Origin of the sequence: Aeromicrobium sp. Leaf350, from assembly GCF_916858655.1 — a bacterium.
Classification (GTDB): domain Bacteria; phylum Actinomycetota; class Actinomycetes; order Propionibacteriales; family Nocardioidaceae; genus Aeromicrobium.
This window is the reverse complement of sequence record NZ_CAKASL010000002.1, coordinates 21,606-40,742: the sequence shown is the minus strand read 5'-3', so window position 1 is coordinate 40,742 and position 19,137 is coordinate 21,606. Positions and strand designations below refer to the sequence as shown.

Below are 19,137 nucleotides of genomic sequence, written 5' to 3'. Positions count from 1 at the left end.
ACCTGACGTGCGGAACGACTACTCGAGGACCGCGATCGCCTCGACCTCGACCAGGAGGTCGGGCTCTCCCAGCGCCGAGACGCCGAGAACGGTGATCGGGCGCATCAGGTCGAGCCCTCGCTCGGCCGCCGCGCGCATCGCGCCCTCGACGAGCGCTCCCATCTTCGACGGCTCCCAGTCGACGACGTAGACCGTGAGCTTCGCGACGTCGGCGAAGGTGCCACCGGCAGCAACGACAGCAGCATCGACGTTGGCGTACGCCTGGGCCGTCTGGGCGGCCAGGTCACCGGCCCCGACGGGTGAGCCGACCGCGTCGCGAGCAACCTGCCCCGCGAGGAAGACCCACCGGGAGCCCTGGGCCACGGAGGCCTGGGCGTAGAACTCCGAACGCGGAAGCGTCTCGGGATGCAGCATCTGGACCGACATGACGGTTCCTCCTGGTGGGCGGCGTGCGATGGAGCCACCGTGGCGGAGGGGTCGGACAGAATCGTGTCGGGCGCGCAGTTGCACTGCGAGACAGCAGTACCTAGCGTTCCCGGGTGAGACGTCCCCACTTCCCCGCCTCCGGCCCCGGCCCCGGCCCCGGCCCCGGCCGAGCACGCGCCGGCGTCTCGCTGATGTTCTTCACCAACGGCGTGCTGTTCGCCGCGCTCCTGCCCCGCTACCCGGAGATCAAGTCGGCGTTCGACCTGAGCAACAGCCAGTTCGGACTCGCCGTCGTCGCGTTCCCCGCCGGTGCCCTCGTCGCGGCAGGGCTGGCAGGCCGGGTCATCCGCCGCTTCGGCACGCTGCGGACCAATGCCGTCGGCTCCGTGGCCCTGGCCGGGACGATGGCGCTCGCCGGCGTCAGTGCCGACGCGGGCCTCGGGGTGTGGCTGTTCGTCGCCGCGATGGTGCTGGCCGGCGTGAACGACGCCGTCGTCGACGCCGCCCAGAACGTGCAGGGCGTGCTCGTCGAGCAGTGGTCCGGCCGCTCGGTCGTGAACTCCTTCCACGCCCTGTGGTCCATCGGAGCCGCGACCGGCGGCATCATCGGCGCCGCGTCCGTCGCCGCAGACCTCGCCATCCCCGCCCAGATGATCGTCAACAGCTCCGTGTGGGCCGTGGCCGCCGTGGTGGCCTGTCGACTCGCCGTCGTGCCCGACGACGTCCGCGGATCGCTCCAGGCCGACGAGGCGGCGGACGAGCGGCACGACACCCCTCGTCACCGCCCCTGGCGGCTGCTCCTCCCCCTGGTGCTCCTGGCGATCGCCGGCACCACGATCGAGGAGGTCGCCAACAGCTGGTCGGTCCTCTACCTCGGGCGCGACGCGGGCGCACCTGCGTGGGCGGCCGGCCTGGGCCTCACGGTGGCGATCGGCGCCCAGTTCGTCGGCCGCATCCTCGGCGATCCCATGACCGACCGCTGGGGCCGCGCCGCCGTGGCTCGGGCGGGCGGCGTGCTCATCACGATCGGCGGCGTCCTCGTGGTCGCCGCTCCGGCCTATCCCGTCGTGTTCGCCGGATTCGCCCTGGCCGGCTTCGGGTGCGCGACCCTCGTGCCCGCCGCGTTCGCCGCAGCCGGCCGCGCTCCGGGGCTCCCGGAGGCCACCGGCATCGCGATGCTGGGCTGGCTCATGCGCGTCGGCTTCCTCGTAACCTCACCCGCGATCGGGGCGATCTCCGACCTCGTCAGCCTCCAGGCCGCGCTGGGCGTCCTCGTGCTCGCGGGCCTCGCCGCCACCCTGCTCGCCCACCTCCTGGGGCAGGCCCGTCCGGAGCCACCTCTCGCCCGAGAGGGCCCCTGACTCCTAGACTCGCGTCGACCAGGCCCGCACCACCACCAGGCGGCGGGACCCGAGGGAGGGGGCACCGATGTTCGGATCGAAGAAGTCACGCAGGACGACCACGCTGGACGATCTGGTGGGCCGGCTGCGGCCGGACCTGACCCGTGAGGCACTGGGCGTGGGGCCCGACTTCCCCGGCGTCGCGCCGAATCCGTTGCTGAGCCGTCAGGCGCGGCGACGGAACGCGGACCTGCGCTCGGGAGTCCTCGCCCTCGGCACCCTGGTCGACTGGCGGGAGGTCAGCAGCGACGGCAGTCCCCGCGTGGTGCTGATGCTGGACGTCAACACCGCCGAGGGCACCTCGTTCCGCGGGATCGCCGACGAGACCCTCACCATCACCGAGCTCACCCGGCTCGCTGCGGGGCAAGAGCTGCCCGTGCGCTACCGCCCGGCGGTCATGGACCACTACGTCGCCCTCGCCCCCGACGCCGATCAGGCCGAGGTGCAGCGCTTGACGGACGTCGTCGCGCAGCACGGAGCCTGAGGCAGCTCAAACAGCAAGGGCCCCACGACAGTGTCGTGGGGCCCTTGCGCTTCGAGTGGAGCATAGGAGATTCGAACTCCTGACCTCTTCCATGCCATGGAAGCGCGCTACCAACTGCGCCAATGCCCCGTACCGGGTGACCCGAAGGCCGATCACCGATCTTAGTAGATGCCCCCGGCGAGGTCCAAACCGGGTCAGGCGTCGTCGGTCATGACCGGTTCGGGCAGGGTGCCCGCGTTCCACTCGGTCAGGCGCCAGTACCGGTGGCTCGGGGGGCCGGACTCGGTCAGCACCGACCACGAGCAGTTGCTGAGAGCGCCGAAGGTGCGCCACGTCGACTGCGGGAACCCCAGGAACGAGCACACCCCGGTGCGGATCACGGCGCCGTGGGCGACCACGACCAGGGTCTCGTCGGCCGGCAGCTCCTCGAGCGCGTCGTGCAGGGCCGCCGCGAAACGCTCCCCCGCCTGCAGGTGGGTCTCGGTGTCGGGGATCTGCGTCTCGTCACCCGCGATCCAGGCCCGCATGCCGTCCGGGAACTGCTCGAACGACTCCTCCCACGTCAGACCCTCGCGTGCACCGAAGTTCATCTCACGGAACCGCTCGTCGGGCTCCACCGTCACTCCGGCGACCCGGCCCAGCGCCTCCGCAGTGTGCTGCGCACGCTCCAGGTCGGAGCAGATGATGCGGTGCGGCTGGAGCGCGGCGAGCCGGAGCGCGGCCGACTCAGCCTGCTCACGACCGACGTCGTCGAGCGGCGTGTCAGTCTGACCCTGGACCCGCCCCGCCACGTTCCACGCGGTGCGCCCGTGCCGCCAGACGATGACCTGCCGGCTCACGCGACGGGGACTTCCGGGCAGTCACGCCACAGACGCTCCAGCGAGTAGAACTCGCGCTCCTCGACGTGCTGCACGTGCACCACGATGTCGGTGAAGTCGAGCAGGATCCAGCGACCCTCACGGGCGCCCTCACGCCGCACGGCCTTGGCACCGTGCTCGCGCAGGGCGTCCTCCACCGCGTCCTGCACGGCGCGGGCCTGCGTCGAGCTCGTGACGGAGCAGATGAGGAAGACGTCGGTGATGTACAGCTGCTCGGACACGTCGAAGGCCCGCACGTTCGTGGCGGACTTGTCGGTCGCGGCCGACGCGGCGAGCCGGGTCAGGTCGAGGGCGAGCTCGGTGGCAGTCATGCGGTGGGGATTCCTTCGGTGGAGGCGTAGAGCTCGTGCTTGGCGACGTACTGGACGACGCCGTCGGGCACGAGGTACCAGACGGGTTGACCGCTGCGCACTCGTTCGCGGCAGTCGGTCGAGGAGATGGCGAGGGCGGGGATCTCGAGCACCGTGACCCGCCCCTGAGGGAGGTCGGCGAGCATCGACTCGTCGAGGTCGTGGCCCGGGCGGGTGCACGCCACGAACTGGGCGAGCTCGAAGATCTCGTCGTGGTCGCGCCACGTGAGGATCTGGGCCATCGCGTCGGCGCCGGTGATGAAGAACAGGTCGGCGTCGGGCCGCTGCCGGGAGATGTCGCCGAGCGTGTCGACGGTGTAGGTCGGACCACTGCGGTCGATGTCGACCCGGCTGACCTCGAACCGCGGGTTGGCTGCGGTCGCGATGACGGTCATGAGGTAGCGGTGCTCGGCCGGCGAGACCTCACGATCGGCCTTCTGCCACGGTTGACCCGTCGGCACGAAGACGACCTCGTCGAGGTCGAACGTCGCCTGGACCTCGCTGGCCGCCACGAGGTGGCCGTGGTGGATGGGGTCGAACGTGCCGCCCATGACTCCGACCCGCCTCCGCCGCGGTGCGGAGGACGAGGGTCGGTCGAGGGCGTGGTTCTCGCTCAGGTGTGCTCGCGGCCCTTGCCGAAGGCGAGCATGACCAGCAGCAGCGTGAAGAGGATGCCCAGGGCGATGCCACCGATGATGTACGGATTGATGGCTTCGGCTTCCTCGGCGTGCTCGGTCGCGGCAACCAGGATCGTGGAAAGCATGGCGACAATCTACCAGCGCCGCTCCCGTGGCGTGACACCCTCAGCGCACGTGACCGTCGCCCTCCACGACGTAGGTCGTGGTCGTCATCTCCGGGAGACCCATCGGGCCGCGGGCGTGGAGCTTCTGGGTGGAGATGCCGATCTCGGCACCGAAGCCGAACTCGCCACCGTCGGTGAACCGGGTCGAGGCGTTGACCATGACCGCCGCCGAGTCGACCCCGAGCGTGAAGCGGCGGGCCGTCTGCGCCGAGGCCGTGACGATCGCCTCGGTGTGCCCCGAGGAGAAGCGACGGACGTGGGTGATGGCGTCGTCGACCGACTCGACGACCTTGGCTGAGATCTCGAGATCCAGGTACTCGGTGGCGTAGTCGTCGTCGGTCGCCGCGGTGACGGCCGGGTCGACGGCGCGGAACGCGTCGTCGCCGTGGATCACGACGTCGTGCTCGTGCAGGGCCGCGACCACCCGCGGCAGGAACGCCTCCGCGACGTCGCGGTGCACCAGCAGCGACTCGGCCGCGTTGCACACGCTGGTGCGGTGGGTCTTGGCGTTCAGGACGATCGCGAGCGCCATGTCGAGGTCGGCGTCGGCGTCGACGTACACGTGACAGTTGCCCGTGCCGGTCTCGATGACGGGCACGGTCGACTCCTCGACGACCGTACGGATCAGACCCGCACCCCCGCGCGGGATCACCAGGTCGACCAGGCCCCGGGCACGCATGAGCTCGGTGGCCGAGGCGCGGTCGTCGCTGCGCAGGAGCGAGATCAGGTCGGCCGGCAGGCCTGCCTTCTCGATCGCCGCGCGCATGACCTCGACGATGACCTCGTTCGAGCGGTACGCCGAGGCCGATCCCCGCAGCACGACTGCGCTGCCGGCCTTGAGGCAGATCGCGGCGGCATCGGCCGTGACGTTGGGTCGCCCCTCGTAGATCATGCCGATGACGCCCATCGGCACCCGCACCTGCGTGAGCCGCAGCCCGTTCGGCAGCACGGAGCCGCGCACGACCTCGCCGATCGGATCGGGCAGGACCGCGACGTCGCGAACCCCCTGGGCGAAGGCGGCGACCCGAGCGGGATCGAGCCGGAGCCGGTCGAGCACGTGCTCACCGGTGCCGGCGGCGCGGGCCGCCTCGACGTCGAGCTCGTTGGCCTCCACGATGCGGTCGGTGTCGGCCACCAGCGCATCGGCGGCGGCCAGCAGCGCAGCGTCCTTCACCTGGCGCGTGGCCGTGGCGAGGCTGAGGGACGCCTCGCGGGCACGGCGCGCGGTCGCGTGGACCTCGTCGGCGATCTGGCTGGTGCTCATGCGCCGAATTCTAGGACCTCAGCTCGAGCGGCGACCGCCCACGCCGGGCACCGCGGCGAGACCCATGTTCTGGCGGATCTTCTGCACCGCTCGCGCCGTCAGGCCCACGCGGGCGCCGATGATCGAGTCGGTCGCGCCCTGCGCGTTCATGCGGCGGATGACCTCGGCCCGCTCGGCCAGCGACAGCTGCTCCGGCGGCTCCCCGCCCACGGCCCGCTCGACCGCCAGGTCGTCGATGTCGATGTCGGGCATGCCGGCCGAGGTGGAGACCAGCTCGATCTCGGACTCGCGCCGGTGCACCCAGGCGTACGGACGCGGGAAGCCCCGCACGTAGGGACGCCCACCGGCGATGCCGGTGTAGTGGTCGAGCTCGGCCCACGTGGCGCAGGCGGCGATGACCGGGCACCCCTCGCAGATGTCGACCAGTGGTGCGGCAGCCGCGAGCGCCGTGGAGGCCGATCGCGCGGAGGTCCAGCTGCGTTCGCCGTCGGCCCACTCGATCTCACGACCCGCGCAGCTCGCGCCGGCGAGCTGCGCCGTCGCACTGGCCGCGAGGAGGTCGCGGGTCGAGGGGCGAAGACTGGGACCCTGGCGCTGGCCGGCCGCCGTCACCGGGACCCCTCGTGCGTCCAGATCCGGCGCGACCCCCGAGGCTCGTCCATGATGTTGCTCCCTTCGTCCCTAGGTAAACGGGATTCGCCCCTCCGACATGACGCGATATGCCGAAGAATCGGGAACGGAATCTTTTCCGCCTGCTACAGGCCCTGGAACGCCGCCCGGTGGGTCAGACGGGCTGGTCGCGCATCAGGGCCGCGACGGCCGTGCGGGAGTCGACCCCGAGGCGGTCGAAGATCGCCGAGACGTGCTTCTCGACGGACTTGACCGTGAGTCCGAGCGAGTCCGCGATCTCGACGTTCGTCAGGCCGAGCGAGATGCGCTCCGCCACCTCGCTCTGGCGCTGGGTCAGGGCGAGGAGCGCCCCGGGTGCGACCGGTTCTGCGGCCGGGACGACCCGCACCAGGTCGACCCGGCGGGTCGCCGACATGAGCCGCAGGATCTCCGAGACGTCACGCTCGACGGTCTTGACCGAGACTCGCATGAGCTCGGCGATCTCACGGTTGCGCCGACCCTGGGCCGCGAGCCGGGCGACGAGCTGGCGCCGTTCGTCGAGCTGGTCCCAGCCGATGCCGGGCACGGGACGCGACTCGGCGCCCAGGCCGGCGAGCTCTCGCTCGGCCCAGAGGCGCACGTCGTCCGGCCCGACCTCGCTCGCGATGCGCGCCGCCTCGGCAGCCGCGACCGGGTCCCCGGACTCCCGCTCTGCGACGGCCCGCAGCAGTCGGGCCCGCACGACGTAGAGCGCTCCCCCGACGTCCTCCGCCCGGCGTCCCGACTGCTCCGCACGCTCGGCCGCCACGGCCGCGTCACCGACGACGACCGCGAGCCGGGCGCGCGCCCGGTCGAGCGCGGCGGCCGCCATCGGCTGGCCCGTGACGTCGAGCCCGTCGGCGAGCCGCACGTACTCCGCGGCCACCGCGACCTGCGCGGTCGCCACGGCCCCCTCGACCATGACGTCCACCGCGTAGGCCCGGGCGAACAACGGCAGGTCCGGGACCCCACGCCCGCCGCACGACCCGAAGAGCAGCTCCGCTGCGGCCGTCGGACGCCCCGCGCCGCTCAACGCGAGGGCGCCCAGGAGGTAGGCCATCTGCTCGCCGTAGGACGTCGCGGACGGGATCCTCAGCCGGAGTCCCTCGGTCCAGGCCTCCACGGCCGGGACGTCGCCGAGGTGGGCCGCGACGAAGGTGAGCACGGAGTCGGCGATGAGCGCCGGCGGGGTCCACCCCTGGTCCCGCGCCTGGCGACCGGCCGCCTCCGCCTCGGCCCGCGACTCCGGGAGGCGACCCAGGAAGGCCAAGGACCGCGCCCGCACGAGGCGCGACATGACGTGCCACGGCCGGTCGGCCGGGACCGCGGCGAGGGCGAGCGTGGCCAGGCGCTCGGCCTCGGCGACGAGTCCGGCGGTCATCGCCGTCTCGGCGCGGAGGTACCGCACGAGCGCCGCCGAGTCCCGGTCGTCGGGCAGGCGGTCGGCCAGATGTCGGGGCGGCTGCGCCAGGCACGCGGCCACGACGAGGTCGCGCACGGCATCGGCGACCGGGTCTCCGGGGACCAGGGCGTCGAGCTGGGCGACCGCCTCGCGGTACCGCCGGGCGAGGAACAACGCATAGGGCCACTCGGCCCCGGGATCACCGGCGAGAGCGGCCCTCCCGGTCAGGAGTGCGTGCTCCGCCACCTGCGTCATGGCCAGAGCGTAGGGCAGAACCGCCGCCCGCGGTCAGCGTCCGAGCAGGACGGTCAGGTCGTCGCGGTGCACGACCTCGCGGTCGTAGTCGGGACCCAGCTCGGCGACGATGTCGACCGTCGACCGCCCGAGAAGCGCCGGCAGCTCGGCACTGTCGAAGTTGACCAGTCCGCGGGCGATCACCGTGCCGACGGGCGAGACCAGGTCGATCGGGTCCCCGGCGCTGAAGGTGCCCTCCACGCCGGTGACCCCGGCGGCGAGCAGCGACGCCCCCCGCTCGGTGAGAGCACGGACGGCGCCGTCGTCGAGCAGCACGGCCCCCTTGGTCTGGCTGGCGTGCGCGAGCCAGAGGAGTCGCGACGACCGGCGCTTGCCCGTCGACTCGAAACGCGTGCCCACGCCCTGGTGCTCGAGCGCGCCGGCCGCGTTGGCGGCGCTCGTCAGCACGACGGGGATGCCGGCAGCGGTCGCGATGCGGGCGGCCTCGACCTTGGTGACCATGCCGCCCGTGCCGACGGCCGAGCCGACGCGGGCGATGTCGATGCCGTCCAGGTCGGCGTCACCCGCGACTGTCGCGATGAGTCGCGAGCCCGGCTCGGAGGGGTGGGCCGTGTACAGGCCGTCGACGTCCGAGAGCAGCACGAGCAGGTCGGCGTGCACGAGGTGCGCCACGAGAGCGGCCAGACGGTCGTTGTCGCCGAAGCGGATCTCGCTCGTCGCCACGGTGTCGTTCTCGTTGACGATCGGCACGATGCCCAGCTCGAGCAGCTTGGCGAAGGTCTGGTGGGCGTTGCGGTAGTGGCCGCGGCGCGTCACGTCGTCGACCGTCAGCAGGACCTGGCCGACCGTGAGGCCCAGCCGGGCGAAGCGGTCGGAGTACTGCGCCATCAGGGCTCCCTGGCCCACGCTGGCAGCCGCCTGCTGGGTGGCCAGGTCGCTGGGACGCTCGGGCAGGCCGAGCGGTCCGAGTCCGGCAGCGATCGCGCCCGAGCTCACGAGCACGACGTCGTCGCCCCGGTGCCGGGCGGCGGCCACCGCGTCGACGAGCCGGCTGAGCCGCTCGGGATCGATGTGGCCGTCGTCCGTCGTCAGCGACGACGAGCCGACCTTGACGACGATGCGGCTCATCGGGAGTCGGACTCCTGCGACACCTCGTCGACGGTCTCGTCGGAGGCGGGGGCGTCGGAGATGGGGTCGTCGGAGATGGGGGCGTCCGGGTCCTCGTCGAGGTCGTACATCTCGAAGTAGTCCTGGTCGGGCTGTGCCTCCCGCACCTCGCGGGCCGCGGCCTCGGCCGCACGACGAGCCGCGAGGTCGTCGCGGCGCTCGCGGTTGGTGCGGCGGTCGTTGTCGTCGAACCGGAGGTCGCCACCGCGGGGACCGAGGACCTCGGCACCGGCCGGGGTCTGCGGGTCGAAGTCGAAGACCACGGCGCCGTCGTCCTCGCTGCCCGTGCCACCGATGATGACGTCGTCGCCGGCCTGCGCGCCGAGCTTGAGGAGCGTGTCCTCGACCCCGAGGCGGTTGAGACGGTCGGCGAGGAAGCCGACGGCCTCGTCGTTGGTGAAGTCGGTCTGCCGCACCCAGCGCTTCGTCTTCTCACCGCGCACGACCCACTGCGGGGCGTCGTCGGGACCGCGGCGGTGGACCGTGAACTCCGCGTCGACGCCGGCATCCGCGCGCGGACGGAGGACGATGCGGGTGGGCGGGGCGTCGGGCGCGGCCGCGCGTCGCTCACCGACGATGTCGGCCATCGCGAAGCCCAGCTCACGCAGACCGGCATGGCTCGCCGCGGAGACGTCGAAGACGCGGAGCCCGCGGGCGACCAGGTCGGCGCGCACGAACTCGGCGATCTCGGCGGCGTCGGGGACGTCGGTCTTGTTCAGCGCGATGAGGCGAGGGCGGTCGAGGAGGTCGGTCTCGGTGGCCTCCGCGTACCGAGCGAGCTCGTTCTCGATGACGTCGAGATCGGTCAGCGGGTCGCGGCCCGGCTCGACCGTGGCGCAGTCGATCACGTGCACGAGCGCGGCGCAGCGCTCGATGTGGCGCAGGAAGTCGTGGCCGAGGCCCTTGCCCTCGCTGGCGCCCTCGATCAGTCCGGGGACGTCGGCGACCGTGAAGGTCACCTCGCCCGCCGTGACGACGCCGAGGTTGGGCACCAGGGTCGTGAACGGGTAGTCCGCGATCTTCGGGCGCGCCCGGGAGAGGGCGGCGATGAGGCTGGACTTCCCGGCACTGGGGAAGCCGACCAGACCGATGTCGGCGACGACCTTCAGCTCGAGCGTGACGACGAGCTCGTCACCCGGCTCACCCTTCAGCGCGAAGCCAGGGGCCTTGCGCTTGGACGAGGCGAGGGCCGCGTTGCCCAGGCCGCCGCGGCCACCGGCCGCGATGACGACCTCGGTGCCGACGCCCACCAGGTCGGCGAGCTGTTCGCCGGAGTCGGCGTCCTTGACGACCGTGCCGTCGGGCACCGTGAGCACCAGGTCGGCGCCGTTGGCGCCGCTGCGGTTGGAGCCTGCGCCCGGCATGCCCTTGCCGCCGGCCCGACGGGGCTCGTGGTGGTAGTCGATCAGGGTCGTGACGTCGGCCGCGACGCGGAGGATGACGTCACCGCCGTGTCCGCCGTTGCCGCCGTCCGGACCGCCCAGGGGCTTGAACTTCTCGCGGTGGACCGAGGCGACGCCGTGGCCGCCGGAACCGCCGGCGACGTGGAGCGTCACCCGGTCGATGAAGCTGGGGATCGCCATGACGTCACCTCCTGGGTGATCGGGTGCTGCAGGGACCTACGGACGAAAAACAGCAGGAGGACGGCCGCACCTGGCGGTCCGTCCTCCTGCTGGAAGAGCTGTCAGCGCCGGTTCAGGCCGACGGGACGATGTTGACGACCTTGCGGCCGCGCTTGGTGCCGAACTCCACGGCACCGGCCGAGAGTGCGAACAGCGTGTCGTCGCCACCACGGCCGACGTTGCTGCCGGGGTGGAAGTGGGTGCCACGCTGGCGGACGATGATCTCGCCGGCGTTCACCTCCTGACCACCGAAGCGCTTGACGCCGAGTCGCTGGGCATTGGAGTCGCGGCCGTTCTTGGTGGACGCCGCGCCCTTCTTGTGAGCCATGTGTCAGGTCCTCTACTTGATTCCGGTGATCTTGACCTGGGTGTACTTCTGACGGTGCCCCTGGCGCTTCTTGTAACCGGTCTTGTTCTTGTACTTCTGGATGATGATCTTCTTGCCCTTGGTGCCACCGAGGACCTCGGCCGTCACGCTGACCTTGGCCAGCTTGGCGGAGTCGGTCGTGACGGCGTCGCCGTCGACCAGGAGCACGGCGGGAAGCGAGACGGACTCGCCGGCGGCCGAAGCCACCTGGTCGATCTCGATGACGTCGCCGACGGCCACCTTCTGCTGGCCGGCGCCACTGCGCACGATTGCGTACACCACGGGAAAATCCTTCGTCGAGAGCCTTGCGGGAGCGATGCGCGGGTGGCGCATCCGATTACTGCTTCAGTCTGCTGGGGGCGCCTCACGACCAGGCCGTGCGCGCACCGACGATCCAGTCTACGGAGCCTGACCCTCGTCGGTCAAAACGGGGGCCTCGTCCGTGCCGCTCGCGGCGTCGGGCGACGGCTCCTCGGGAGCCGGATCGGCCTCCGCGGGCGTCTCGTCGGCTGCGGGAGGCGGCGGGACCTCGCCCGCCACGGCCGGCTCGCCGGTCGGGTCGGGCGCGGGCGTCTCGTGCTGCGCGGGGTCGTGCTCGGCCGGCTGGTGCTGCTCCTGCGGAGCGGCTGCGGTCTCCTCCGGTGCGTCCGGGGTCGTGTCGGGCTGCTCGTCGGTCGGCGCGTCCTTGGCGTTGCCGCCACGGCCACGACCGCGGCCGTTGCCACCGCCGTTGCCGTTGCCGTTGCCGCTGGATCCGTTGTTGCCGTTGCCGTTCGAACCGCCGTTGCCGCCGTTCTTCGACTGCTGACCGTTGCCGCCCTGCTGGCCGTTCCCGTTGCCGTTGCCGCCGGCCTGACCGCCGCGCCCACCACGGGCGCCGCGACCGCGTCGGCCGTCGTCCTTCTTCGGCTCGATGGGCTCGGCGTGCAGCTGCACGCCACGACCCTTGCAGTGCTCGCACTCGGTGCTGAACGACTCGAGCAGACCCGTGCCGATGCGCTTGCGCGTCATCTGCACCAGGCCGAGCGAGGTGACCTCGGCGACCTGGTGACGCGTGCGGTCGCGGCCGAGGCACTCGACGAGGCGTCGCAGCACGAGGTCGCGGTTGGACTCCAGGACCATGTCGATGAAGTCGATGACGATGATGCCGCCGATGTCGCGGAGCCGGAGCTGCCGCACGATCTCCTCGGCGGCCTCCAGGTTGTTCTTGGTGACCGTCTCCTCGAGGTTGCCGCCGGTGCCGGTGAACTTGCCGGTGTTGACGTCGACGACCGTCATGGCCTCGGTGCGGTCGATCACGAGCGAACCACCCGACGGCAGCCAGACCTTGCGGTCGAGCGCCTTGTGGATCTGCTCGTCGACGCGGTACTCGGCGAAGACGTCGGACGCGGTGTCGTCGCTCGGCTCCCAGAGCGTCAGGCGCTCGGCGAGGTCGGAGGCGACGTGGCCCACGTAGGAGGAGATGTTGTCCCAGGCGTCGCGGCCCTCGACGACCAGCGTGCTGAAGTCCTCGTTGAAGAGGTCGCGCACGACCTTGATGACGAGGTCGGGCTCGGCGTAGAGCAGCTCGGGCGCGCGACCCGCGGCGACCTTGCGCTCGATGTCGTCCCAGCGGGCCTTGAGCGACGTGACGTCGCGCGTGAGCTGGTCCTCGGACGCACCCTCGGCCGCGGTGCGCACGATGACGCCGGCGTCCTCGGGCAGCACCTCCTTGAGGAGGTGCTTGAGCCGGGAGCGCTCGGTGTCGGGGAGCTTGCGCGAGATGCCGTTGTTCTGGCCGCCCGGCACGTACACCAGGAACCGGCCCGGGAGGCTGATCTGGCTCGTGAGACGAGCGCCCTTCTGGCCGATCGGGTCCTTCGAGACCTGCACCAGGACCGTCTGGCCGGGCGTGAGCGCGTCCTCGATCTTGCGGGCCTTGCTGTTGCCGAGGGTCGACCAGTCGACCTCGCCGGCGTACAGCACGGCGTTGCGGCCCGCGCCGATGTCGACGAAGGCGGCCTCCATGCTCGGGAGCACGTTCTGGACCTTGCCCAGGTAGACGTTGCCGATGAGCGAGGTCTGCGACTCGCGAGCGACGTAGTGCTCGACCAGGACCTTGTCCTCGAGCACCGCGATCTGCGTGTAGGTGTCGCCGTCGCTCGAGCCGGTGTGCTGGCGCACGATCATCTGCCGGTCGACCGCCTCGCGGCGGGCCAGGAACTCGGCCTCGCTGACGATCGGGGCGCGGCGGCGGCCGGCCTCGCGGCCCTCGCGGCGGCGCTGCTTCTTCGCCTCCAGACGCGTGGAGCCGGTGACGCCGGTGATCTCGTCCTCGGCCGTGCGACCCTCGCGGACGCGCACGACGGTGTTCTCGGGGTCGTCACCCGTGGTGCCCGAGCTGTCGCCGGCGCGGCGGCGACTGCGGCGACGGCGGGTGGTGCCCCCGTTGCCGGACTCCTCACCAGAGTCGTCGGCATCGTCATCTGCCTCGTCGGACTCGTCGGAGCCCGACTCGTCGTCGTTGCCCTGCTGACCGCCACCGGACTTGCGGCGACGGCGTCCGCCGCGGCTGCGACGGCGGCGCTTGTTGGCGTTGCCGTCCTCGTCGGTGTCGTCGTCGGAGTCGTCGCTGTCGTCGGCGTCGGTGTCCTGGTCGGCGTCGTCGCGGTCGTCCGCGTCGCGGGCACCGCGGCCGCGGTTGCCGCCGCCCCGGTTGCCGCCGGAACGGGCGGGGGTCTCGTCGTCGTCCTCGTCGTCGTCGTCGGACTCGACCGCGTCGCGCTGGGCGCGTCGCAGGGCCGGGGCCGGGGTGCTCGGGGGCGCCTGGAAGAGGAGTCCACCGATACCGGGCACGGAGACCTCGGCGGAGTCGTCGTCGGCCTCCTCGGCGTCGGTCTCGTCGGTGCCACTGACCTCGTCGGTCAGGTCGTCCTCGACCTCGACCTCGGGCTGCTCGACCTCGACCGTGTCGTCGACCGGCGCCGGATCAGGAGCGGGTGCCGGGTCAGGAGTGGGTGCGGCGGCGGGCTCGTCCTTCGCGGCCGCGGCCGGCTTGTCCGCCTCACGGCTGCCGGGCACGGCGAAGATGTCGTCGCTCACGGGCGCCGGCGGGCCGGCCGGGCGACCGGCGGCACGACGACGAGGGCGGGAGCCCCCTCGCACGGCGCCGCCCTGCTCGGCGGCGTTCTGGGTGGGGGTCGAGTCCTCGTCGAGCATGTGCTCTCCTTCACCTCGCGGCGCCCGGGGGCGTTTTGAGGAGTGTCACGGCCCGTCTGGCGGGCTCGAAGTCTGGTGCGCGTCGGCCGGATGGCCGGGGCGGCGACCGATTCCGTCACGATGCTGGGTCCGCCGCCGCGGTCGACACCTGGAGGGTGCGTCGCGGTCGGAGCGGGACCCACCACGATGGTGGTCCGGCGTGCCGTCCGGTCGAACAGCGTCGGGGACGCAGGAACGACTGTGGCAAGTATCGCACAGACACCCGCACGACACCTGCAGGTCACCCGCGCCGAGCGGGCACCGCGTCAGGCGAGGGGGTCCTGGACCGTCCCGTCGACCAGCGGTCCCTGCTCCACACGGGTCGACACCGGAGCGCCGGGGACGTCGGCCCCGAGCTGCCGCAGCGCCTGGATCACGTCGTCCGGCCGGACCGTCGGGATGGTGCTGAGCACGACCGCGTCGACGGTCTGGGCGTCGACCACGAGGGACACGACCGCGGCTCGGACGTCGATGTCGCGCATCCCGCGCTTGGTCATCCGCTCGACCGAGATGTCGTCGGCGGCCAGGAACGCCGCAGCGGCGGCGTCGAGCCCGGTCGCGCCGTCCACCCGGATGCTCCACAGCGAGGCGGCGAGGCGGTCGGCGAAGGTTCCCTCCGGCGCCTGGACCACGGCGACGATGTCGAGACCCGGCGGCAGCGCGGCGTCGAGGCTCGCCCGCACCTGGTCGGGGTCGCAGACCTGCGTCAGACCGATCTCGAGGAACTCGGCCTCGCTCGCGGCGCCCGTCGGCGCCGCGTTGGCGTAGGAGATCTTCGGGTGCGGGGTGAAGCCCGAGGAGTAGCCGATCGGCACGCGCGCTCGGCGCACCGCGCGCTCGAAGGCACGCCCGAAGTCGCGGTGGCTCGTGAAGCGCAGGCGGCCGCGCTTGGCGTAGCGCACGCGCAGCTTCTGCACGATCGGCAGCTGGGGGTTGGGCGCCTCGGGGTTCGGGGTGCCTTCCAGGGTGGTGCTCACCCACCCGAGGCTACGCGAGCCGGACCCCGGGACCAGACTGGTGCGGTGACCCCCGATCCGCTGCCGCAGGCCGTGCCCGCCACGCCGTCCATGTCCACCGGCGCCGCACGATCGGGACCTGCCTGGCTCATCGGAGCGGCAATCGTCCTGCTCGCGCTGAACCTGCGCTCCGCGGTGGGCAGCGTCGGTGTCGTCCTCGACCCGATCCGTGCCGACCTGGGCATGAGCGCGACCGTCGCCGGCGTCCTCACGACGCTGCCGGTGCTGTGCTTCGCGCTGTTCGGCGCCACGACGGCGCGGGTGGTCCGGGCACTGGGCCTCGACCGCACGGCGGCGGCTCTGCTGGTGGTCGCCGGGGTCGGCCTGGGGCTGCGGCCGGTGTTCGACTCGTCGATCGCGTTCCTCGCCCTGACCGTCGTGGCCCTCGCCGGGTGCGCCGTCGGCAACGTGGTCCTCCCGGCCCTCGCGAAGGAGCACTTCCCCGACCGGCTCCCCCTCATCAGCTCGCTCTACGGCGCGGCGCTCATGGGCGGCGCGATGCTCGGGTCGGTGCTGACCGTGCCGATCGCCGATGCCTTCGGCGGCTGGCGCATCGGCCTCGGCGCCTGGGCGGTGCTCGCCGCGGCGGCCCTGCTGCCCTGGCTGCCCAGTGCGGCGCGCGACGGTCGCGCGGGCCGGCTCGACCGTCCGCGAGGGCCGACGCTGCTGCGACTCGCCCGCAGCCCCCTCGCCTGGGCCTGCGCCGTGTTCTTCGGCCTGCAGTCCGCGCAGGCGTACGCCCAGTTCGGCTGGTTCCCGGCGATCCTCGTCGACGCCGGGCTGGAGTCGGGTCACGCCGGACTCATGCAGGGGCTCATCCCGGCCGTCGGGATCCCGGTGACCCTGCTGCTCCCCGGCCTGATCCGCCGCACGGGCGACCGACCGGTCCTGCCATGGGTCTTCGCGATCGTGACGTCAGCCGGGTGGCTCGGCGTGCTGCTCGCGCCCGCAGCGGCCCCGTGGCTCTGGGCCGTCATGCTCGGCATCGGCGGATGCGCGTTCACCTGGGTGCTGACGATGTTCGGACGGCGCACGGCCACGGCCGCGGGCACCGCAGGACTCTCGGCCTTCGCCCAGTCAGTCGGCTACCTCGTCGCCGGTCTCGGCCCGTTCGGCACCGGCGTGCTGCACGACCTCACGGGCTCGTGGGACGTCCCGGTCGTCGTGCTGATGTGCGCTGCGCTGCTGCTCGGACCGGTCGGCACGCTCGTGGCGCGCGACCGCACGCTCGAGGACGAGCTCGACTAGCGCCCCCTCCGCTCCTCGGCGGTGGATCCTCCACCGAAAGCCCCGCTCAGCCGGGTGGGCGGTGGATCCTCCACCGAAAGCGCGCTCATTCGGTGGAGGATCCACCGACCCCCTGGGGCACCACCGTCATTCGGTGGCGGATCCACCGACCCCGTCGCGTCGGGCCGCAGGACGGTCGCCGAAACGGCCGTCGACGCGGTCGGCGAGGAACGACATCACGGCCGCGGCGACGCCGATGAGGAGGCGGGGACGGGTGACACCCCTCTTCACGAGGGCGGCCTCCATGCGGCGGTCCACGGCGAACGAGGAGGCCATGACGCCGGCAGCGACGGCGGCAGCCGCTCCGGCCGTGGCGGCCGGTGCGGCCAGCTCACGCGGCGAGAGCCGTGGCGGCGCGTCGGCCTCCTGCAGGAGGTCGCGCACGGCCACCGCCGCGGCGAGCGCCGTGCCTCCGGCCGCGAGCCCGGCGACCAGCCGACGGGTTCGGCGCGAAGCCCGACCGATCGGGACGGCGGAGACAGCACCGGCGAGGACCGAGAACGCGAGCGAGGCGCGGAGGTCCCGCGGGGCCTCGGGCGTGAGAAACTCGCTCACACGACGCTCAGCGGGATGAGCTTCTGACCGGTCGGGCCCATCTGGATGTCGGTGTCCATCGAGGGACAGACTCCGCAGTCGAAGCAGGGGGTCCAACGGCAGTCCTCGACCTCGATCGGGTCGGGGTCGAGCGCGTCCTGCCAGTCCTCCCAGAGCCAGTCCTTGTCGAGGCCCGAGTCCAGGTGGTCCCAGGGCAGGATCTCCTCCGCACCGCGCTCGCGGGTGGTGTACCAGGCGAGGTCGACCGGGGTGTCGGCCAGCGCCTCGCCGGCCATGCGCTCCCAGCGCTCGTAGGAGAAGTGCTCGCTCCAGCCGTCGAAACGGCCGCCGTCTCGCCACACGGCCTCGATGATGCGGCCGACGCGACGGTCGCCGCGGGACAGGAGTCCCTCGACGATCCCGGGCTTGCCGTCGTGATAGCGGAAGCCGATGGCCTTGCCGTACTTCTTGTCGGACTGCACTGACGCGCGCAGCTTGCGCAGACGCTCGTCGGTGGTCTCGTGGTCGAGCTGCGCGGCCCACTGGAACGGCGTGTGGGGCTTCGGCACGAAGCCGCCGATCGAGACCGTGCACCGGATGTCGCGGCGGCCGGACGCCTCGCGCCCCGTGTCGATGACCCGCTTGGCGAGCTCACCGATCTGCAGGACGTCCTCGTCGGTCTCCGTGGGCAGGCCGCACATGAAGTAGAGCTTCACCTGGCGCCAGCCGTGCGAGTACGCGGCGGCGACGGTGCGGATCAGGTCGTCCTCGCTGACCATCTTGTTGATCACCCGGCGCAGACGCTCGCTGCCACCCTCCGGGGCGAACGTCAGGCCCGAGCGGCGACCGCCTCGGCTGAACTCGTTGGCCAGCGTGATGTTGAAGGCATCGACTCGGGTCGACGGGAGCGAGAGCGAGGTGTTCGTGCCCTCGTAGCGGTCGGCCAGCTGGGTGGCGAGCTCGCCGATCTCGGAGTGGTCGGCGCTCGAGAGGCTGAGCAGACCGACCTCGTCGAGGCCCGACTGCTCGAGACCGTTGGCCACCATCTCGCCGATGCCCTGCAGCGACCGCTCGCGCACGGGGCGCGTGATCATGCCGGCCTGGCAGAACCGGCAGCCGCGCGTGCAGCCACGGAAGATCTCGACGCTGTAGCGCTCGTGCACCGTCTCGGCCAGCGGCACGAGCGGCGTCTTCGGGTACGGCCAGGCGTCGAGGTCCATCAGCGTGTGCTTGGCGACGCGCTCCGGAGCGGAGGCCTCGTTCACGACGATGGCCTCGATGAAGCCGTCGGCGTCGTAGTCGACCTCGTAGAACTGGGGCACGTAGATGCCACCCGTCGCGGCGAGGCGACGCAGGATCTCGTGGCGACCGCCGGGAGATCCCTCCTCGCGGAACTCGCGCACGATGTCGCTGATCTTGAGCACGATCTCCTCGCCGTCGCCAAGCACCGCGGCGTCGATGAAGTCGGCGACGGGCTCGGGGTTGAACGAGGCGTGGCCGCCGACCAGGACGATCGGGTCGTCGTCACCGCGGTCGGTCGCGTGCAGCGGCACGCCGGCGAGGTCGAGCGCGGTGAGCAGGTTCGTGTAACCGAGCTCGGTCGAGAACGAGACGCCCAGCAGGTCGAAGGCCTTGATCGGCCGGTGGCCGTCGACCGTGAACTGCGGGATGTCGTTCTCGCGCATGATCTTCTCCATGTCGGGGAAGACCGCGTACGTGCGCTCGGCGAGGATCCAGTCGCGCTCGTTGAGGATCTCGTAGAGGATCTGGACGCCCTGGTTCGGCAGTCCGACCTCGTAGGCGTCGGGATACATCAACGCCCAGCGGACCGTGACGGAGTCCCAGTCCTTCAGGGTCGCGTTGAGCTCGCCGCCGACGTACTGGATCGGCTTGCTGACCTGCGGCAGCAACGGCTCCAGGCGGGGGAAGACAGACTCGACGGACATGTGTTCCAGCCTAACGCCGTGCGCGAGCCCGCCCGACACTGTCTAGAGTCGG

Annotated in this window: 19 protein-coding genes and 1 tRNA gene; 3 read left to right on the top strand and 17 right to left on the bottom strand. The window is 72.0% G+C overall.

Going from position 1 to position 19,137, the window contains the following annotated elements:
- Positions 1-18: 18 nt before the first annotated feature.
- Positions 19-426, bottom strand: a complete 408-nt coding sequence (locus tag LO931_RS09040; protein ID WP_229053203.1) for a RidA family protein — start codon at positions 424-426, stop codon at positions 19-21.
- A 113-nt stretch (positions 427-539) separates the two neighbouring features.
- On the opposite strand from LO931_RS09040, the gene LO931_RS09035 reads away from it, so the two are divergent.
- Positions 540-1,787 (top strand): MFS transporter, encoded by a 1,248-nt coding sequence (locus LO931_RS09035; RefSeq protein ID WP_229053201.1) that lies wholly within the window; start codon positions 540-542, stop codon positions 1,785-1,787.
- A 67-nt stretch (positions 1,788-1,854) separates the two neighbouring features.
- The gene (locus LO931_RS09030) at positions 1,855-2,310 is read left to right on the top strand and encodes a hypothetical protein (RefSeq protein WP_229053199.1); all 456 of its coding nucleotides are present in this window, start codon (positions 1,855-1,857) and stop codon (positions 2,308-2,310) included.
- Positions 2,311-2,366: 56 nt separating this feature from the next.
- Here the strand turns inward: LO931_RS09030 and LO931_RS09025 are convergent.
- The 14 genes from LO931_RS09025 to LO931_RS08960 all read right to left on the bottom strand — a co-directional run bounded on the left by LO931_RS09025 (position 2,367) and on the right by LO931_RS08960 (position 15,279).
- Positions 2,367-2,439: transfer RNA gene (locus tag LO931_RS09025), tRNA-Ala, on the bottom strand.
- Between the two features lie 65 nt (positions 2,440-2,504).
- Entirely contained in the window at positions 2,505-3,149 is a 645-nt protein-coding gene (locus LO931_RS09020) for a histidine phosphatase family protein (RefSeq protein WP_229053197.1), read from the bottom strand.
- On the bottom strand, positions 3,146-3,499 hold the full coding sequence (gene rsfS / locus LO931_RS09015) for a ribosome silencing factor (protein WP_229053195.1): 354 nt from the start codon (positions 3,497-3,499) through the stop codon (positions 3,146-3,148). The genes LO931_RS09020 and rsfS overlap by 4 nt, the downstream gene beginning before the upstream one ends.
- Positions 3,496-4,155: a nicotinate-nucleotide adenylyltransferase gene (gene nadD / locus LO931_RS09010; protein WP_255657934.1), complete on the bottom strand. Its 660-nt coding sequence runs from the start codon at positions 4,153-4,155 to the stop codon at positions 3,496-3,498. Before nadD ends, rsfS begins: the two co-directional genes overlap by 4 nt.
- The gene (locus tag LO931_RS09005; RefSeq protein WP_229053191.1) at positions 4,152-4,301 is read right to left on the bottom strand and encodes a hypothetical protein; all 150 of its coding nucleotides are present in this window, start codon (positions 4,299-4,301) and stop codon (positions 4,152-4,154) included. Before LO931_RS09005 ends, nadD begins: the two co-directional genes overlap by 4 nt.
- A 40-nt stretch (positions 4,302-4,341) precedes the next feature.
- On the bottom strand, positions 4,342-5,604 hold the full coding sequence (locus LO931_RS09000; protein ID WP_229053190.1) for a glutamate-5-semialdehyde dehydrogenase: 1,263 nt from the start codon (positions 5,602-5,604) through the stop codon (positions 4,342-4,344).
- A gap of 18 nt (positions 5,605-5,622) precedes the next feature.
- Entirely contained in the window at positions 5,623-6,216 is a 594-nt protein-coding gene (locus LO931_RS08995) for a hypothetical protein (RefSeq protein ID WP_229053188.1), read from the bottom strand.
- Between the two features lie 172 nt (positions 6,217-6,388).
- Positions 6,389-7,909: a LuxR C-terminal-related transcriptional regulator gene (locus LO931_RS08990; protein WP_229053187.1), complete on the bottom strand. Its 1,521-nt coding sequence runs from the start codon at positions 7,907-7,909 to the stop codon at positions 6,389-6,391.
- A gap of 33 nt (positions 7,910-7,942) precedes the next feature.
- A complete protein-coding gene (gene proB, locus LO931_RS08985; RefSeq protein ID WP_229053185.1) occupies positions 7,943-9,037 on the bottom strand; it encodes a glutamate 5-kinase in 1,095 nt (364 codons plus the stop codon).
- Positions 9,034-10,659, bottom strand: coding sequence for a GTPase ObgE (gene obgE, locus LO931_RS08980; protein WP_229053183.1), 1,626 nt, complete (start codon positions 10,657-10,659; stop codon positions 9,034-9,036). Before obgE ends, proB begins: the two co-directional genes overlap by 4 nt.
- A 112-nt stretch (positions 10,660-10,771) precedes the next feature.
- The gene (rpmA, locus tag LO931_RS08975) at positions 10,772-11,026 is read right to left on the bottom strand and encodes a 50S ribosomal protein L27 (RefSeq protein ID WP_229053180.1); all 255 of its coding nucleotides are present in this window, start codon (positions 11,024-11,026) and stop codon (positions 10,772-10,774) included.
- Positions 11,027-11,038: 12 nt separating this feature from the next.
- A complete protein-coding gene (rplU, locus tag LO931_RS08970; protein WP_229054271.1) occupies positions 11,039-11,344 on the bottom strand; it encodes a 50S ribosomal protein L21 in 306 nt (101 codons plus the stop codon).
- Positions 11,345-11,464: 120 nt separating this feature from the next.
- Positions 11,465-14,263 carry an Rne/Rng family ribonuclease gene (locus LO931_RS08965; protein WP_229053178.1) on the bottom strand — a complete coding sequence of 933 codons (2,799 nt, stop codon included), beginning with the start codon at positions 14,261-14,263 and terminating at the stop codon, positions 11,465-11,467.
- Positions 14,264-14,568: 305 nt separating this feature from the next.
- Positions 14,569-15,279, bottom strand: coding sequence for a TIGR03936 family radical SAM-associated protein (locus LO931_RS08960; protein ID WP_229053176.1), 711 nt, complete (start codon positions 15,277-15,279; stop codon positions 14,569-14,571).
- A 45-nt stretch (positions 15,280-15,324) separates the two neighbouring features.
- On the opposite strand from LO931_RS08960, the gene LO931_RS08955 reads away from it, so the two are divergent.
- Positions 15,325-16,566 (top strand): MFS transporter, encoded by a 1,242-nt coding sequence (locus LO931_RS08955; protein WP_229053174.1) that lies wholly within the window; start codon positions 15,325-15,327, stop codon positions 16,564-16,566.
- A 126-nt stretch (positions 16,567-16,692) separates the two neighbouring features.
- Here the strand turns inward: LO931_RS08955 and LO931_RS08950 are convergent, their stop codons facing one another.
- Together LO931_RS08950 and LO931_RS08945 are read right to left on the bottom strand one after the other, a co-directional pair.
- Positions 16,693-17,160 (bottom strand): hypothetical protein, encoded by a 468-nt coding sequence (locus LO931_RS08950; protein ID WP_229053172.1) that lies wholly within the window; start codon positions 17,158-17,160, stop codon positions 16,693-16,695.
- Positions 17,157-19,085, bottom strand: a complete 1,929-nt coding sequence (locus tag LO931_RS08945) for a TIGR03960 family B12-binding radical SAM protein (protein ID WP_229053170.1) — start codon at positions 19,083-19,085, stop codon at positions 17,157-17,159. The genes LO931_RS08950 and LO931_RS08945 overlap by 4 nt, the downstream gene beginning before the upstream one ends.
- Positions 19,086-19,137: the final 52 nt, after the last annotated feature.

What these genes read in the sequence shown, in the direction of transcription:
- rsfS (WP_229053195.1), bottom strand. Translation starts at nt 3,499, where the DNA reads ATGACTGCCACCGAGCTCGCCCTCGACCTGACCCGGCTCGCCGCGTCG.
- LO931_RS08965 (WP_229053178.1), bottom strand. Translation starts at nt 14,263, where the DNA reads ATGCTCGACGAGGACTCGACCCCCACCCAGAACGCCGCCGAGCAGGGC.
- proB (WP_229053185.1), bottom strand. Translation starts at nt 9,037, where the DNA reads ATGAGCCGCATCGTCGTCAAGGTCGGCTCGTCGTCGCTGACGACGGAC.
- LO931_RS09030 (WP_229053199.1), top strand. Translation starts at nt 1,855, where the DNA reads ATGTTCGGATCGAAGAAGTCACGCAGGACGACCACGCTGGACGATCTG.
- LO931_RS08945 (WP_229053170.1), bottom strand. Translation starts at nt 19,085, where the DNA reads ATGTCCGTCGAGTCTGTCTTCCCCCGCCTGGAGCCGTTGCTGCCGCAG.
- LO931_RS09005 (WP_229053191.1), bottom strand. Translation starts at nt 4,301, where the DNA reads ATGCTTTCCACGATCCTGGTTGCCGCGACCGAGCACGCCGAGGAAGCC.
- LO931_RS08990 (WP_229053187.1), bottom strand. Translation starts at nt 7,909, where the DNA reads ATGACGCAGGTGGCGGAGCACGCACTCCTGACCGGGAGGGCCGCTCTC.
- rpmA (WP_229053180.1), bottom strand. Translation starts at nt 11,026, where the DNA reads ATGGCTCACAAGAAGGGCGCGGCGTCCACCAAGAACGGCCGCGACTCC.
- LO931_RS09040 (WP_229053203.1), bottom strand. Translation starts at nt 426, where the DNA reads ATGTCGGTCCAGATGCTGCATCCCGAGACGCTTCCGCGTTCGGAGTTC.
- LO931_RS09000 (WP_229053190.1), bottom strand. Translation starts at nt 5,604, where the DNA reads ATGAGCACCAGCCAGATCGCCGACGAGGTCCACGCGACCGCGCGCCGT.
- obgE (WP_229053183.1), bottom strand. Translation starts at nt 10,659, where the DNA reads ATGGCGATCCCCAGCTTCATCGACCGGGTGACGCTCCACGTCGCCGGC.